Here is a 14,760-nt window from a genome sequence, read left to right on the forward strand (position 1 = left end):
TCAGTTTCCCCGCGCCACGCCATCCGTGCGCTCGATGCGCACCACGTCGCCCTTGTCCCCGCCCAGGCGCAGCTCGGCCGCGCCGAACAGCCGATCCACGATGTAGTACGGCGAACGGAAACGGTAGTTGACCAGTTGCCCATCGCCCTGCGCGCCGATCACAAACAGCGGCGGTAGCTCACCCTGGGCAATGCCGGCGGGAAACTGGATATAGACCTTCTCGCCATCGTCGAAGGCGCGCAGCGGCTGCCACGGAGGCTTGCTGCCGCTGATCGCATAGCGGAAGCGAATCTTCTCCAGCGAGAGGCCGGTATCGACCGGCGCGCTCGCCTGTGCGGCCTGCGCCTGGCGCTGCAGGGCCAGCATCCGGTCCTTCGGGTAGTCCCAGGACACCGAGGCCATCCAGGCTTTCTCGGTCGAGGTCAGCTCGATCAGGTAGGTGCGACGGCTGGTGGTGATGACCAGGTTGGTCTTGAGATCCGAGCGGATCGGCTTGACCAGCACGTTGACGCGCAGCGCATCGCCGGCGCCGCTGGAGGTGTCGCCGACGATCCAGCGCACCGTGTCGCCGGCAGCCACCGTCACCAGATCCTCTCCGGCCTGCAACGTGATTACGGTCACCCGCCCTGGGGCGGCATAGACCTGGTACAGCGCGCCGTCGCTATAGGGCCAGACCTGGATCGCATTGACGTAACCCTCACGGGTGGGCGCCACCCTCGCCTCCCGGTTCGCGCGCGACACCCTCACCTTCTCGTCGGCCGGCTCCGGGGCTGGACTGGGCTCCTCTGGCAACGGCTTCAGCTGCCCAGGCATCGGTAGCACCTTCGGCACCGCCACCACTTCCACCGGCTTCGGCGGCTCAGGCAGCGGCTGCGCCTGCATCGGCTCGTCGAGCGAGATGCGTGGCGGTGGCTTGCCTTGGCTGGAGCAGCCAGCCAAGGCAAGCAGGACCAGGGGGAACGCGGATTTACGGAAAGACAGGTTCATGGCTTGGCTCCTTCGGACGCATCGAGCTCGCGACTCCACGACAGCCCGTTGACGTAGATGCCCAAGGGGTTCTTGCGCAGGCGCTGTTCGGTTCGCGGGGTTTGCAGGACGATGGAGATCACCGCGTTCCAGCGCTCGGTGCCGGCAGGCGCGCCGTTGACGAAGCGCCGCTCCGTCCAGCGCACGTTGAAGGAGGCGTCGCTGGCCCTCACGAGGCTGCTGACCTGCACCGTCACCGACTCCTTGCCCACGCGGACGAACGGATCGTTGGTGCGCGCATAGTCGTTGAGCGCCGCCGCACCACGGTCGGTGGTGTAGTCGTAGGCTTCGAGCCAGTTCTGCCGCACCACGATCGGGTCGATCGACAGCGAACGCACCAGCGTGACGAAGCGCGCCAGGTGATAGGCGACCTGTGCATCGGCTGGCCGATAGGGCGTGGCGGCCTCGCCGACCGCGCGCACTTGGCCGGTCCGGTCCACCTCCACCACGTAGGGCGTGACGATGGACTGCGCCGAGCGCCAGACCAGGCCCCCCGCCATCAGCAGCGCGAGCGCCAGGCAGCCGAAGGCCATCAGGCGCCAGTTCTTCGCCTGCACGCGGGCCGAGCCGATGCGCTCGTCCCATACCTGGGCGGCGGCCTGGTACGGGGTCGAGGGTTGCGGCGTCTCGGCGTAGCGCACCCGTGGTCGTTTGAAGCGCATGACTCACCCTCCTTATGAATCCGAATCCCGCAGGCTCGGACCACTGCCCGATCCACCGCCATCACCACTGCGCAACGTGTGCGCAACGGTGGTGGCGGCATGGCTGATCTGCTGACGACTCTGCAGGCGCCTGGCCCAGGCGGGCTGCGCCGTTGACGCGGGGGTAGCGTCGACGGACTCGCCCTGGGTCGCATTGCCATGAATACCCCTGCCGGCGCCAGAAGTGGCACCGGCCCCTTCGGCTTGGAAGGCGGAAGCAGCGCGTGACTTGAGTGAACGCATACCGGCGGGAACCCTCTGTCCCGCAGCCTGCGTGCTGACCTTGGCAACGCTGCCCAACCCGGCCGCGGCGCCCTTGAGGCCGCCACCGGCAGCGGAAGATCCGAGTTGGAATGCGGCACGCGCACTGCTAGCTGTCGAGGTGGCGGCACGCACGCCACTGCCAGCAATCCTGGAGGCGGCCGGCGCCATACGCGCCCCGGCCGCAACCGCAGCACCGACACCCGTTGCAGCGGCACCCACGGCGACGGCCGTACCCGCCGCGCCGAGTGCGGCGCCCGCCATAGCCCCCGCCCCCAGCTGCGGGCCGCCGGAAATCAGTCCGGCGGCGATCCCCGGGCCGAAGATGCCCAGGGCGAGTAACGCCAGCGAGGCCAGCATGACCACCAGCGCGTGGTCGATGGAGGGCTCGTCGGGATGCACCTGGAACTCGGCGAACAGCCCCGTTCCGATGCCGACGATCACCGCCAGCACCAGCACCTTGACGCCGGAAGACACCACGTTGCCCAGCACCTTCTCGGCCAGGAACGCGGTCTTGTTCCACAGCGCGAAGGGCACCAGCACGAAGCCCGCGAGCGTGGTCAGCTTGAACTCGATGAGGGTGATGAACAGCTGCACCGCCAGCACGAAGAAGCAGACGATGATCACAAGGTAGGCCAGGAACAGGATGACGATGGGGTCGAGGTTGACGAACACCTCGGGGAAGCCAGTCAGTTCGCCGATCTGCTCCAGGATCGGCGCGCCGGCGTCAATGCCGGTTTTCGCCAACCGCCCCGGCTGCAGGAAAGTCTCCATGCTGAGCGCGCCGGTCGCCGTCAGGCCCAGCCCGGCGAAAGAGCGGAAGACGATGCCGGCCAGCCAGTTGAAGTTGCCGATGATGTAGGCAAAGGCACCGACGTAGAGCACCTTGCGGATCAACTTCGCCATCACGTCCTCGCCCTGGCCGGTGGCGTGACCGAGCGACCAGTAGAGCCCGGCAATCGTCATATCGATCGCTATAAGCGTGGCGGTCAGGTAGGCGACTTCCCCTTGCAGCAACCCGAATCCCGAGTCGATGTAGCGCGAGAAGGTATCGAGGAAGCGGTCGATGACCGTGACATCGTTCATGGTGCCTCCTCCTTGACGACAACCAGCCGCGCAGCGCTTTCGGTCACGTCCTCGCCAGGCTCATCGAAGGTCGATGGAATTGGCGGCAACTCCTCCAGGGCGACATACTCATCAGGGCCGGAGTGGCCGGCGAAGAAGCGGCGCCGGTATGCCTCGGCAGCGATCCTGCAGGCACTCTCGCCCACCGCCCGCCAGTCGGCCACACACTCTGCGCGCAGCGCCTTGAGCCCCGCGGGATTGGTGGCCAGTGTTTCGGCCAGACCCTCGCAGGACGGCCGATCGCAGGCTGCCAGCAAGGCAATCGACAGCATGAAAACACTACGCATGGCGGCCATCCTCAGTTCCCGTAGAACCGGACCGGTTGCGGGGTGTACGGCGTGCCCTCGCCCAGGAAGCGTCGCCGAACCTCGCGGGCGCGCTCGGTCGCAGCCGCCTGCCGCGCCAGCTCCAGCGAGGCAGCGCGGTCCTGGGTGAGCTGGAGCTGCTGCGCCTGGATGGACTGCTTGGCCTGCAGGGCCAGCAGTTGGTTGGTCGCCTGCATGGCCTGCAGGGCACCTGTCGCCGATTGGCTCTGGCCCACCAGGTCTGACAGCGCCCCCTCATCCTCATGCAGGTTCCGCGACACCTGCGCCTGCATGCGCATTGCGGTGTGCAGACCGTCGAGCGTGTGCGCCCAGCGCTCGCGGGCGTCCCGGTACATCTGGTCGCCGCTGACGGTGGCCGCGTACTCCTCTGGGTACAGCCGCGCGAATTCGCGGTCGAGGTTCTGCACGTCATAGGCCAGCCCCTGCACCTCGGCGATCAGTTGCTCGCTCCTCGCCAACGACGAACGCAGCCGATTGACGATGTTGAAGTCCAGACTCGCGAGGTTGCGAGCCTGGTTGATGAGCATCTGCGATTCGTTCTGCAGCTGCTGCACCTGGTTGCTTACCTGCTCCATCGCGCTGATAGCAGTCAGGGTGTTCTGTATCAGGTTTGTCGGGTCGATGACGGTGAATGCCGACACGGGCTGAACGGCCAGCAACGAGACCGACAGCACGGCGGCGAGGGACGTGGAAAGCGCGCGGGTCTTCATGGCGAAACCTCCTGAAATGACGCGGCGGATGGCGCGGACGGCAACAGCTCGGCTGCCCAGTCGAGGCCGCGATTACGCAGCCAGGCTCCGGCGAAACCCGGCACCCCGGCATCGCGCAGCACGTCGTCGATGGCACGCTGATCCTGGGGCATCGAGGTGCCGGCGAACGCGAGCGCGACCGGCCCCAGGTCGAGGTCGAACAGTCGATTGCCGGCACGGGACTGGTAGTAGTAATCGCGCTTGGGCTGCGCGGTGGCGACGATCTCGATCTGCCGGCCGTTGAGGCCGAAGCCCTCGTAGATCGAGCGGATCTGCGGCTCGGTCGCCTGCGGATTGGGCAGGAAGATGCGGCTCGCGCAGCTCTCGATGATCGCCGGGGCGATGGTCGAGTCCTTGATGTCAGCGAGCGACTGCGTGGCGAAGATCACGCTGACGTTCTTCTTGCGCAGCGTCTTCAACCACTGGCGAATGCGCGCGGCGAACACCGGGTCGTCGAGGAACAGCCAGGATTCGTCGAGGATCAGCAGCGTCGGCACGCCGTCGAAACGCTCCTCGAAGCGTGCGAACAGGTAGCCCAACACGGCCAGCACCGCCGCCTTGCTGGGCATCAGCTCCTCCATCTCGAAGCACTGCACGTCGGCCATGCCCAGATAGTCGAGGTCAGCGTCGAGCAGCTTGCCGTGTGCCCCACCGAGCACATAGGGCGCGAGCGCCTGGCGCAGCGCGTTGGACTGCAGCAGCACCGACAGGCCGGTGAGCGTGCGCTGCTCGACCGGCGCGCCGGCGAGGCTTCCGAGCCCCGACCAGATAGCCGCCTTCTCGTCCGGGCCGACAGCCACGCCCTCGTGCGCCAGACGGCCCTCCACCCATTCGGCCGCCCAGGTGCGGTAGCCCTCCTGGTCGATGTGCGCAAGCGGCTGGAAGGCAATCGCGCCATCGGCGCCCAGGTCATAGTGTTCGCCGCCCAGCCCCAGCACCGTCGCCCGCATGGAGCGCCCCATGTCGAAGGCGAAGATGCGCGAGCCGGGGTAGCGGCGGAACTGCATCGCCAGCGTGGCGAGCAGCACGGACTTGCCCATGCCGGTCGGGCCGACGACCAGGGTGTGCCCCACATCACCGATATGTGTCACCAGCCGGAATGGCGTCGCACCCTCGGTGCGGGTGACAATCAGCGGCGGCCCGTCGAGATGCGTATTCTTCTCCGGCCCGGCCCATACCGCCGACACCGGCATCAGGTGGGCGAGATTCAGCGTCGAGATGATGGGCTGGCGCACGTTGGCGTAGGCGTTGCCCGGTACCGACGACAGCCACGCCTCTACCGAGTTGAGGGTTTCCGGGATGGTCACGAAGCCCCGGCCCTGGATGACGCGCTCCACCCTGCGCAGCTTCTCGTCGGCCACGGCGGCGTCACCATCAAGCACCGTCACGGTCGCGGTGACGAAACCGAAGGCGACCTCGTCGCTACCCAGCTCCTGCAAGGCGGCATCCGCATCAGCCGCCTTGTTGCTGGCGTCGGTGTCGACCAGCGGGCTCTCCTGCTGGAAGAGAGTTTCGCGCAACAGCGCCAGGATGTTCTTGCGCTTGGCGAACCACTGGCGGCGCAGACGGCCGAGTTCCCTTTCCGCTTCGGCCTTGTCCAGGCAGAGGAAGCGCGTGCTCCAGCGATAGGCGAAGCCCAGCCGGTTGAGGTCATCCAGAATTCCTGGCCAGGTCGAGGTCGGGAAACCACGCACCGTCACCACGCGCAAGTGCACGTCACCCAGCATCGGCGCCAGGCCGCCGAGCAGCGGGGTATCAGACAGCAGCGTGTCGAGGTGGAACGGCACTTCCGGCTTGGCGATGCGGTAGCGTCGCGTCGAAATGGTCGCGTGCAGGTAGGTCAGCGTTTCGTCGTCATCGAGCCAGTCGAGCTCCGGCATCACGCCCATGAGCAGATCGAAGATGCGTTCGGTCTCCGCGATAAAGGCCGTGAGGCGCTCGCGCCAGTCCACGCCGGCGGTTGGCGTGTGCTCGTACAGCAACCTGGCCGCGCGGGCATGCGACTCCTCTGGCGTCAGGTATTGCAGTGTGAGGTGATAGGCGCTCTCGAAGTGCTCGCCGGACTCCTCGAACGTCGCCCGCCGCTCCTCGTCCACCAGCCACGACAGCGGTTCGGGGAAGTCCGAGTGCGGATAATCCGCCGCCGGCCTGCGCTCAGCCTCGACGAACAGCGCCCATCCGGCGCCGAGCCGGCGCAGCGCGTTGTTCAGTCTTGCCGTGGTGGCCATCAGTTCACCCTGCGTCGCACTGTCGAGGTCGGGGCCACGGAAACGCGCCGTGCGCTGGAACGAGCCGTCCTTGTTCAACACGGTGCCGGGCGCGACCAGACCAGCCCAGGGCAGCCAATCGGCGAGCAGCGCCGGGCGCTGGCGGTATTCGGTAAGGTTCAGCATCGCGGCACCCTCCCCTCACACGTCCAGCAGCGGCTTGTGCTTGAGGTGCCGGGCGAACACCTGCATGAACTGCGGATCGACCCGCGCGCCCCAGACCGCAAGCGCGTGGCCGACCAGCCACAGCACCAGGCCCGGCAACCAAAGCTGCAGACCCAGTCCGACGGCGGCCGCCAGCGTGCCATTGGCGATCGCCACGGTGCGCGGCGCGCCACCGAGCAGGATCGGCTCGGTCAGCGAGCGGTGCAGCGGCACCTCGAAGCCCGGCAGGTCGCTGGCCGTGCTCATACGACCGCCCCGCCGGAGAAGCTGAAGAAGGACAGGAAGAACGAGGATGCCGCGAACGCGATGGATAGGCCGAAGACGATCTGAATCAGCTTGCGAAAGCCACCCGAGGTGTCGCCGAACGCTAGCGCCAGCCCCGTGGCGATGATGATGATCACCGCCACGATGCGCGCGACCGGCCCCTGGATCGACTCAAGGATGGACTCGAGCGGACCTTCCCAGGGCATCGAGGAGCCGGCGGCCCTCGCCGTGCTAGCCGTCATCAGCATGACGGCGGCCAGCAGCAAGCCACGCTGCGCGGGTCCGGCCAGGCGTCGCAGGCGTGCCAGGCATGTGGCCTTATTTACGGAAAAGCGGAAAGCAGGGGCGCGTGTCGGCATCATGGCAGTTCTCCAGGCGTGGTCGGGGACAGGAAAAAGGGCGTGAGCTGATCGGCGAGCGGCTCTCCCGGCACTTCCGCCAGGCAGTAGCCTGCCTCGTCGAAGCCGGTGACGCGGGCGATGCTCTCGATGCGGCGCTTGCGGCCGCGGCCGGCGATAAAGACCACCACGTTGACCGCCTCCGCGATCAGCGCGCGCGGCGGATTCACCGCCACTTCGAGCACCAGCTGCTCCAGGCGCAGCAGCGCGCCCAGGGCGGAGCCAGCATGGAGGGTGGCGATGCCGCCTGGATGGCCGGTGCCCCAGACCTTGATGAGGTCCAATGCCTCGCCGCCGCGCACCTCGCCGACCACCACGCGGTCGGGGCGCAGGCGCATCGTGGCGCGTACCAGCTCGCGCATGGACACCACACCCGCTCGGGTGCGCAATGGCACATGGTCATGCGCGGCACATTGCAGCTCGATGGTGTCCTCGAGCACCAGCACGCGGTCGCCGGTGGCGGCGATCTCCGCGAGCAAGGCATTGGCCAGCGTGGTCTTGCCGGTGCTGGTGCCGCCGGCGATCAGGATGTTCTGCCGCTCGCGCACCACGCCGCGCAGGAACTCGGCCTGCGCGGCGGTCATCATTCCGTCGGTCACGTAGCGCTCCAGCGGGATGATGCCCACGGCGCGTTTGCGCAGCGCGAAGGCCGGCCCCGGCGCCGCCGGCGGCAGGATGCCCTCGAAACGCTCACCCGTTTCCGGTAGTTCGGCGGTCAGCAGCGGCTGGCCGCGATGCACTTCCGCGCCGACGTGAGCGGCGACCAGGCGGATGATGCGTTCGCCGTCTTCCTCGGACAGTTCCGCGCCCAGCGGCGCGCGCCCCGACGACAAGCGATCGACCCAGAGCGTGCGGTCGGGGTTGAGCATGATCTCGACCACGTCCGGGTCTTCGAGCGCGGCGGCGATCACCGGCCCCATTGCCGTGCGCAGCATGCGGATGCGCCGGTCCAGCGAGGTTGTGCTGAAGGATTGCACGGTACTCATGAGACACGCTCCTGCGCTTCACCCTGCGCCGTCTCATACGTGTGTGAGCTGTTCGGGTACAGCTCCTCGACCACGTCGCGTACCAGGCTTCGGCCGCGCAATAGGTGACGGCCGAGCTGCTCGACGAACTGCTCGAAGCGCGCCTTGCCCTGGGCCTTGGCCGCTTCCTGGTGCGCCTCGGGCACCGGCGTGCTGACGGTCAGGAAGTAGCGCACGAACAGAGCCAGCGTCTCGATCTCGATGGCCTGGTCGCGCTCCAGGCGCTCGAACTGGCGCGACAGGCGATCCAGCCGCTTGGCGATGGCCGCCTCGCGCTGGTCGCCTGAATCCGGCGACAGCCAGGACGCCAGGGCCGCCGCCACGATGGAGGACTTGGACACGCCCTTCTTGGCGGCCAGCTCGTCCAGGCGGCGGGCATGCTCGGGCTGGATGAACAGGTTGAGGCGGTACTGGCTCATAGCTGGATTCCGTCGTCGGGGTCGAGGGCAGCCAGCCGGGCGACGCGCTGCATGGCCGGATTGAGCTGGCGAGGGAGAACGGGCTGCAGGTCGTCGTCATCGAGTAGCGACAAGTCACTGACCGAGCCTTCTGGATCGGGGTTGTAGGTAACAGTCTGGGACAGCTCGGGCTGGCGGCGTGGACCACCCTCCTCGACGATAGCTGCCAAGTCATCTCCCAGATCCGCAGCCAAGGGCGCCGGCACAGCCGGCATGGTCAGGTCGCTCCAGTCGTCCGCTCGCGCCGGCGGTGCGTCGGCGTAGCGCCCGGTCACGAGAACCGGTGGCGGCAGCACGCGGCGCTTGAAGTTGGCATCGCTGTAGTAGCGCAGCTTCCTGGCCCGGATCGGCGCGACGCTGGAGACCATCACCACGGCCTCGTCCGGCGGCAGCTGCATCACCTCCCCTGGCGTCAGCAGCGGCCGCGCCGTTTCCTGACGCGACACCATCAGGTGCCCCAACCACGGCGCGAGCCGGTGGCCCGCGTAGTTGCGCTGTGCGCGCAGCTCGGTCGCGGTGCCCAGCGTCTCGGAAATGCGTTTGGCCGTGCGCTCGTCGTTGGTGGCGAAGGTCACACGCACATGGCAGTTGTCGAGGATGGAATGGTTCTGCCCGTAGGCCTTGTCGATCTGGTTAAGCGATTGGGCAATGAGAAAGCTGCGGATGCCGTAACCGGCCATGAAGGCAAGCGCCGTCTCGAAGAAGTCGAGCCTGCCCAACGCAGGGAACTCGTCGAGCATCAGCAGTAGCTTGTGGCGGCGCTCGATGCCGTCAGAACCGTCGAGCGATTCGGTGAGCCGCCGCCCGATCTGGTTCAAGATGAGCCGGATCAGCGGCTTGGTGCGGCTGATATCGGACGGCGGCACCACCAGATACAGCGACACCGGATGTTCAGCGGCGATCAGATCGGCGATGCGCCAGTCGCAGCGCGAGGTGACCTCGGCCACCGTGGGGTCTCGGTACAGCCCCAGGAACGACATGGCGGTGCTCAGCACACCCGAGCGCTCGTTGTCGCTCTTGTTGAGCACTTCGCGCGCGGCGGACGCCACCACTGGATGCGTCCCGTCACCCAGGTGACGCGTCGTCATCATCTGGTGCAGCGTCACCTCGAACGGGCATGCCGGGTCGCTCAGGAAGTTGGCGACGCCGCGCAGCGTCTTGTCCTTGCCCGCGTAGAGCACGTGCAGGATGGCGCCGACCAGCAACGCGTGCGAGGTCTTCTCCCAGTGGTTGCGGCGCTCCAGCGCGCCTTCCGGATCAACCAGGATGTCGGCGATGTTCTGCACGTCACGCACTTCATGCGAACCGCGCCGAACCTCCAGCAAAGGGTTGTAGGCGGCCGAAAGCGGATCGGTGGGGTTGAACAGCAGACAGTGCGAGAAGCGCGAGCGCCAGCCGGCGGTCAGGTTCCAGTTCTCGCCCTTGATGTCGTGGATGACCGCCGAGGCTGGCCAGCTCAGCAGCGTGGGGATAACCAAGCCTACGCCCTTGCCGGAGCGGGTAGGCGCGAAAGTCAGGACGTGTTCCGGGCCTTCATGGCGCAGGTACTGACCATCATGCAGGCCGAGGAAGATACCTGCCGGCCGGTCCAGGCCTGCCAAACGGATGTCGGCGGCCTCGGCCCAGCGCGCCGAACCATAGGTCGTGACCAGGCGCGACTGGCGCGAACGCATGATCGACATGGCGATGGCGACGCCCACGGCGACCATGCCACTGGCGGCGGCGATGGCACCACCGGTGTCGAAAATCTCCGGCGCATAGGCGCCGAAGAAGAACCACCAGTCGAACAACCGCCAGGGGTGATATACCGGCGTGCCAAAGCAATCGAACCAAGGCGAACCGAGGCGTACCTGATAGCCCAGGGCGGCGGCTGTCCATTGTGTGGCGACCCACACGCCGGCGATCACGATGCCGAATACGGCGGCGATCTGCCCGAACAGCACGTTCGTCCCTTGCATTTCCCGGCTCCCAATCTCTCCAATGAAGGCAGCAAAAATGCTGGCTGCGTGGTCGAGACTCGGTGCCGGGTCAGTGCCGGTCAAAGACCTTTATCGGGACAACACTGGACTGGAGCGCATCAATTCATGCGAGAGCGAATGGAGAGAAACCGCCGCATGCGCAAGCGCATTACGGCGTGTTGAGCAAGCTAGTGGACGATTTAGCAGATCGCCCACGATCAGAACTTGGGCGGCTCTTTCGGCGGCGTGTAGGGCACTTTCCCATCGCCATAGAACCGCTTGCGCGTGGCCTCGGCGACGCGATTGCACAGCTCATCACCCAACTGGGCGCGCTCCAGCTTGCACTGCTGGCGCAGCTCTTTCAGTCGTGCGGGATCGGCCGCGAGCTCATCAACCGACGGCGTCGATGTTTCAGGCTGACCGCAGGCCGCAAGGGCCAGGACACAGAGAAACGGCGTAATCTTCTTCACGGCTAGATTTCCTCCCTGGCATTGACCTGGCTAGCGATCTGGACGTCATCCGAAGAATCGATGGTCTGTACCCGTTCAATGAAACGAGTCAGCGTTGCTGATGGTTCACGCGGCGAACGCAGCAGATAGGTCGTCAGTTGGGGAAAGCCCCTCAATGCGCGCCCCACTACACCCGATTCGCGGCTAGCCGCGATGCACGACTCTCCCGTCAGCCCTAGGGCGAAGCCTGCCGCGACAAGCGCCATCATCAGGTCGCAGGAGGTCACCTGCTCCGCGACCAGAGGCTCCGCTTCGGCCTGGCGCAAGAAGCGCTCGACCTGTCGTGCATGACCTTCGCAAGCTTGTGGGTCGCACAACACCAGTGGGTAACGCAGCAATTCCTCCAGCGGAATGTGCTTGTGGGACAGGATGGGATGGCGCTCCGGCACCGCCACCACCAGCGGATCGCTCCAGGCTGGAATAGCAACGACGCCATCCCCGACCTCGGCCGACTGGGCGAAGCCCACGTCATAAAGATCATCATGCAGTCCCTTGATCTGCTGAGACAGCGGCACCTCTGACAGGCGAATCTCTAGCTCCGGCTCCTCTTGCCGGCATCGCGCCAGGAACGAGGAGAAACGCGACGGAGAAATCCCGTCCGAGAGTGCCACCCGCAGTTGACCGCAAAATCCATTGGCGGCGGCCTTCACACTATCCTGCGCCTGTTGCAGCGCGGTGAAGACGCGCGGCACATGCTCCAGGAACAGTCGTCCGGCATGTGAGAGTCTTGTGCTCCGCGTCGTCCGCACAAAGAGCCGTGTTCCCAGTTCCTCCTCGAGCTCCTTGATCGCACGCGACAAGGGCGACTGCTCGATGTGCAAACGCTCAGCCGCACGCGCAAAATGCAGTTCCTCGGCTACGGCAAGGAAACAGCGAAGATGTCGAAGCTCCATTACTCCACCCTCTCCATTGGCGCGTAATCGGCCGTGTTTCCATATGGCTCGGCTCAGATAGAACGCTTGGCATCGCTACTCCCACTACCCCAACCCGCACTCAAACAACAGCCTTGAATTTAAACGCCAGTTAATCACTTAGGACTTCCTAGAGCCGTCTCATCAACGCCCCAAAAACCTTGCATTACGGCGCATCAGAAAGGCGGTGACACCCTCACGGAAATCATCGGTCTTGGTCGCCGCACAGAAGGCTGCACGCTCCCGCTCCAAATGGGCTTGAAGCTCACCAGGCTCGCCCCGGATCAGAGCCTTATAGCGACCATATGCCAGACTCGGGCCAGACAGAATCTCTCTGCTCACTCTCTCCAAACTACTCTCCAACTCGTGCGAAGGGACACACCAGTCCAGCAGACTCATTGAACGGGCCTCCTCTGCAACAAGCTCACCGCTGCCCACCATCAGTTGCATCGCGGGGCCGATGCCGATGCGTCGTGGCAGAAAGTAAGTTCCGCCGCAATCAGGAGAGGCGGCGACCTTGTTGTAGGCCAACAGCAGCCGCGTGTTATCAGCGGCCAGAATCAGGTCACAGCCCAACATCAGACTCAGCCCAGCCCCCGCGACCACGCCGTGCACACACGCAAGAACCAACGCTGGAGTGGTATGCAGAGCCAGGATCGCAGGATGGAGATGATCCAGCAGTTGATTGACTACGTGGTCCGCCTTGTCGAAGTCGTCAGCAAAACGCTGTAAGTCGCCACCGGCCACAAAGGCCCGTCCCGCCCCACGAATGACAATCAGACGGATGCCAGTTTCCGCAGTGGCCCGCAGCACGGCTTCGCTGAAGGATTGCGCCGTTTCGACATCAATGGCGTTGAGCACATCTGGGCGATTGAACGTCAGGGTTGCACGACATGAGTCGGCATCGAAGTGGTAATCGACAGGGCGTGACATCGCGATATCCATAAGAAAGGGAAGGATCGCGCCGTAGCCTAGCGTCATGGTCGACCGGCTTACCTAGCCTTTAGGTTGGGTATTCCTGATGTGCCTTGGTCGAGCCCAGGAGGTGTTTTTTAGTTCTTTGTGACGAATCCTCCATTTGCAGACTGCTTCATATTGGCCTGGTACCCAGCGCTCCAGCGCCCACAAAAATCTCCACCAGAAAAATAACCATGGAGACTCTGCCAGTGCCAGTCGAAGCCATCTCTCGCCCTATAGCCGCCCCTGTCGAGAACGCTCAAAGCGCCGACATTCGGCGCGTGTTCGCCGCCCAACGCGATACCGCTCTGCAACTCCGTAGCTCTACTGCCGAAGAGCGCATCCACAAACTGAAAAGGCTGCGCAAGGCTATTGAAGCTCGGCGCGACAAAATCATCGCAGCGGGTGCGATGGACTTCGGCAAGCCAGCTATCGAAGTGGAAATGACCGAGATCCTCACGGTCATCATGGAGATCAGCCACACCTGCAAACACCTGAAGAAGTGGCTCAAACCGAAGAAGATTCCCAGCACCGCGCTGATGCTCGGTACCTCGGCCTCGGTACGGTATGAGCCACGCGGACGCTGCCTGATCATTTCGCCTTGGAACTATCCGCTGACCCTGACCTTCGGCCCACTGGTTCCGGCGATCGCCTCTGGCAACACGGTGATCATCAAGACCTCGGAGCTGACCCCGAATCTGTCGGCGGTCATGGTCGACATCATCCGCGACACCTTCGAGGAGAGCGAAGTCGCCATTTTCGAGGGCGACGCCTCGGTGGCGACCGAGTTGCTCAGCCTGCCCTTCGACCACTCCTTCTTCACCGGCTCACCGGCCATCGGCAAAGTGGTCATGCGTGCCGCTGCGGAACATCTGACCAGCGTAACCCTGGAACTGGGTGGAAAATCGCCCACCATCATTGATGAAAGCGCCGACCTCGAGATGGCGGTGAAGACCATCACCTGGGGCAAGTTCCTCAATGCCGGTCAGACCTGCATCGCGCCGGATCATCTGTACGTCGCCGCCAGCGTCAAGGAACGCTTTGTGCAATTGCTCAAGCAGCACCTCGACAAGGTTTATGGCGAAGGGGAAAAAGCCCGCACCGCCCCTCTGGCCCGCATCGTCAACCAACGCCACGCCGGTCGTATCGCCGGGCTGATCAAGGATGCCGTCGAGCGCGGGGCCAAGCCCATCTATGGGGCATCGGTGGACGCCCAGGAGCGGTTTATTTCGCCCACACTACTGGAAGAGGTACCGGCCGACGCCAAGATCATGGAGGAGGAGATCTTCGGCCCGGTATTGCCAATCATCACCTTCGAGTACCTGGATGATGTGATCCAGCGCATCAACAACGCGCCCAAGCCCCTAGCCTTGTACATCTGGAGCAAGAATCGCCAGAACATCGAGCATATCTTGCAGAACACCAGCGCCGGTGCGTCCTGCATCAACCATATCGCCGGGCACTTCCTGCACAACAACCTGCCATTCGGCGGCGTGAACAACTCGGGCATCGGCAGCTATCACGCCGAATGGGGAATCCGCGCCTTCTCTCATGAACGCTCAGTGCTGGAAAGCAAGATCATGCTCTCAAGCCTGTTCTTCCCCCCCTACACACAAACCACACGCCGGGTTCTGAGCTGGCTGTTCAAGTTCTTCTAACA

At 64.9% G+C, this 14,760-nt stretch carries 15 protein-coding genes; 1 reads left to right on the plus strand and 14 read right to left on the minus strand.

The features are described from left to right. The 14 genes from trbG to A9971_RS23460 all read right to left on the minus strand — a co-directional run bounded on the left by trbG (nt 1) and on the right by A9971_RS23460 (nt 13,124). Complete coding sequence (gene trbG, locus A9971_RS23395; protein WP_009616291.1) at nt 1-987, minus strand: P-type conjugative transfer protein TrbG; 987 nt, start codon at nt 985-987, stop codon at nt 1-3. After that, nucleotides 984-1,688 (minus strand): conjugal transfer protein TrbF, encoded by a 705-nt coding sequence (gene trbF, locus A9971_RS23400; RefSeq protein WP_009616290.1) that lies wholly within the window; start codon nt 1,686-1,688, stop codon nt 984-986. Before trbF ends, trbG begins: the two co-directional genes overlap by 4 nt. A gap of 12 nt (nt 1,689-1,700) precedes the next feature. Then, nucleotides 1,701-3,074 (minus strand): P-type conjugative transfer protein TrbL, encoded by a 1,374-nt coding sequence (trbL, locus tag A9971_RS23405; RefSeq protein WP_009616289.1) that lies wholly within the window; start codon nt 3,072-3,074, stop codon nt 1,701-1,703. Further along, a complete protein-coding gene (locus tag A9971_RS23410; protein ID WP_009616288.1) occupies nt 3,071-3,400 on the minus strand; it encodes a hypothetical protein in 330 nt (109 codons plus the stop codon). Before A9971_RS23410 ends, trbL begins: the two co-directional genes overlap by 4 nt. An 11-nt stretch (nt 3,401-3,411) precedes the next feature. Next, nucleotides 3,412-4,149, minus strand: coding sequence for a P-type conjugative transfer protein TrbJ (trbJ, locus tag A9971_RS23415; protein ID WP_009616287.1), 738 nt, complete (start codon nt 4,147-4,149; stop codon nt 3,412-3,414). Continuing rightward, nucleotides 4,146-6,581 carry a conjugal transfer protein TrbE gene (gene trbE / locus A9971_RS23420; RefSeq protein ID WP_009616285.1) on the minus strand — a complete coding sequence of 812 codons (2,436 nt, stop codon included), beginning with the start codon at nt 6,579-6,581 and terminating at the stop codon, nt 4,146-4,148. The genes trbJ and trbE overlap by 4 nt, the downstream gene beginning before the upstream one ends. Before the next feature lie 15 nt (nt 6,582-6,596). Further along, nucleotides 6,597-6,866 carry a VirB3 family type IV secretion system protein gene (locus A9971_RS23425; protein WP_009616283.1) on the minus strand — a complete coding sequence of 90 codons (270 nt, stop codon included), beginning with the start codon at nt 6,864-6,866 and terminating at the stop codon, nt 6,597-6,599. Next, nucleotides 6,863-7,246, minus strand: a complete 384-nt coding sequence (locus A9971_RS23430; protein ID WP_009616281.1) for a TrbC/VirB2 family protein — start codon at nt 7,244-7,246, stop codon at nt 6,863-6,865. The genes A9971_RS23425 and A9971_RS23430 overlap by 4 nt, the downstream gene beginning before the upstream one ends. Next, nucleotides 7,243-8,268 (minus strand): P-type conjugative transfer ATPase TrbB, encoded by a 1,026-nt coding sequence (gene trbB, locus A9971_RS23435; protein ID WP_009616280.1) that lies wholly within the window; start codon nt 8,266-8,268, stop codon nt 7,243-7,245. Before trbB ends, A9971_RS23430 begins: the two co-directional genes overlap by 4 nt. Next, on the minus strand, nt 8,265-8,726 hold the full coding sequence (locus tag A9971_RS23440; protein ID WP_009616279.1) for a ribbon-helix-helix protein, CopG family: 462 nt from the start codon (nt 8,724-8,726) through the stop codon (nt 8,265-8,267). The genes trbB and A9971_RS23440 overlap by 4 nt, the downstream gene beginning before the upstream one ends. After that, complete coding sequence (locus A9971_RS23445) at nt 8,723-10,723, minus strand: conjugal transfer protein TraG (RefSeq protein ID WP_009616278.1); 2,001 nt, start codon at nt 10,721-10,723, stop codon at nt 8,723-8,725. The genes A9971_RS23440 and A9971_RS23445 overlap by 4 nt, the downstream gene beginning before the upstream one ends. A gap of 218 nt (nt 10,724-10,941) precedes the next feature. After that, nucleotides 10,942-11,193 carry an EexN family lipoprotein gene (locus A9971_RS23450; RefSeq protein ID WP_009616277.1) on the minus strand — a complete coding sequence of 84 codons (252 nt, stop codon included), beginning with the start codon at nt 11,191-11,193 and terminating at the stop codon, nt 10,942-10,944. A 2-nt stretch (nt 11,194-11,195) separates the two neighbouring features. Further along, the gene (locus tag A9971_RS23455; RefSeq protein WP_009616276.1) at nt 11,196-12,125 is read right to left on the minus strand and encodes a LysR family transcriptional regulator; all 930 of its coding nucleotides are present in this window, start codon (nt 12,123-12,125) and stop codon (nt 11,196-11,198) included. Between the two features lie 162 nt (nt 12,126-12,287). Then, nucleotides 12,288-13,124: an enoyl-CoA hydratase/isomerase family protein gene (locus A9971_RS23460; protein WP_052058997.1), complete on the minus strand. Its 837-nt coding sequence runs from the start codon at nt 13,122-13,124 to the stop codon at nt 12,288-12,290. 170 nt (nt 13,125-13,294) lie between these two features. Between A9971_RS23460 and A9971_RS23465 the strand changes: the two genes are divergently transcribed. Further along, nucleotides 13,295-14,758, plus strand: a complete 1,464-nt coding sequence (locus A9971_RS23465; protein WP_052058996.1) for an aldehyde dehydrogenase family protein — start codon at nt 13,295-13,297, stop codon at nt 14,756-14,758. Nucleotides 14,759-14,760: the final 2 nt, after the last annotated feature.

It is taken from the genome of Pseudomonas sp. UME65 (genome assembly GCF_014170225.1).
In the GTDB taxonomy this organism is placed as follows: domain Bacteria; phylum Pseudomonadota; class Gammaproteobacteria; order Pseudomonadales; family Pseudomonadaceae; genus Aquipseudomonas; species Aquipseudomonas protegens.

Coding starts and splice junctions, on each gene's coding strand:
- trbJ (WP_009616287.1), bottom strand. CDS start 4,149: ATGAAGACCCGCGCGCTTTCCACGTCCCTCGCCGCCGTGCTGTCGGTC.
- A9971_RS23465 (WP_052058996.1), top strand. CDS start 13,295: ATGGAGACTCTGCCAGTGCCAGTCGAAGCCATCTCTCGCCCTATAGCC.
- trbE (WP_009616285.1), bottom strand. CDS start 6,581: ATGCTGAACCTTACCGAATACCGCCAGCGCCCGGCGCTGCTCGCCGAT.
- trbB (WP_009616280.1), bottom strand. CDS start 8,268: ATGAGTACCGTGCAATCCTTCAGCACAACCTCGCTGGACCGGCGCATC.
- trbG (WP_009616291.1), bottom strand. CDS start 987: ATGAACCTGTCTTTCCGTAAATCCGCGTTCCCCCTGGTCCTGCTTGCC.
- A9971_RS23430 (WP_009616281.1), bottom strand. CDS start 7,246: ATGATGCCGACACGCGCCCCTGCTTTCCGCTTTTCCGTAAATAAGGCC.
- trbL (WP_009616289.1), bottom strand. CDS start 3,074: ATGAACGATGTCACGGTCATCGACCGCTTCCTCGATACCTTCTCGCGC.
- A9971_RS23410 (WP_009616288.1), bottom strand. CDS start 3,400: ATGCGTAGTGTTTTCATGCTGTCGATTGCCTTGCTGGCAGCCTGCGAT.
- A9971_RS23455 (WP_009616276.1), bottom strand. CDS start 12,125: ATGGAGCTTCGACATCTTCGCTGTTTCCTTGCCGTAGCCGAGGAACTG.
- trbF (WP_009616290.1), bottom strand. CDS start 1,688: ATGCGCTTCAAACGACCACGGGTGCGCTACGCCGAGACGCCGCAACCC.
- A9971_RS23460 (WP_052058997.1), bottom strand. CDS start 13,124: ATGACGCTAGGCTACGGCGCGATCCTTCCCTTTCTTATGGATATCGCG.
- A9971_RS23425 (WP_009616283.1), bottom strand. CDS start 6,866: ATGAGCACGGCCAGCGACCTGCCGGGCTTCGAGGTGCCGCTGCACCGC.
- A9971_RS23440 (WP_009616279.1), bottom strand. CDS start 8,726: ATGAGCCAGTACCGCCTCAACCTGTTCATCCAGCCCGAGCATGCCCGC.
- A9971_RS23445 (WP_009616278.1), bottom strand. CDS start 10,723: ATGCAAGGGACGAACGTGCTGTTCGGGCAGATCGCCGCCGTATTCGGC.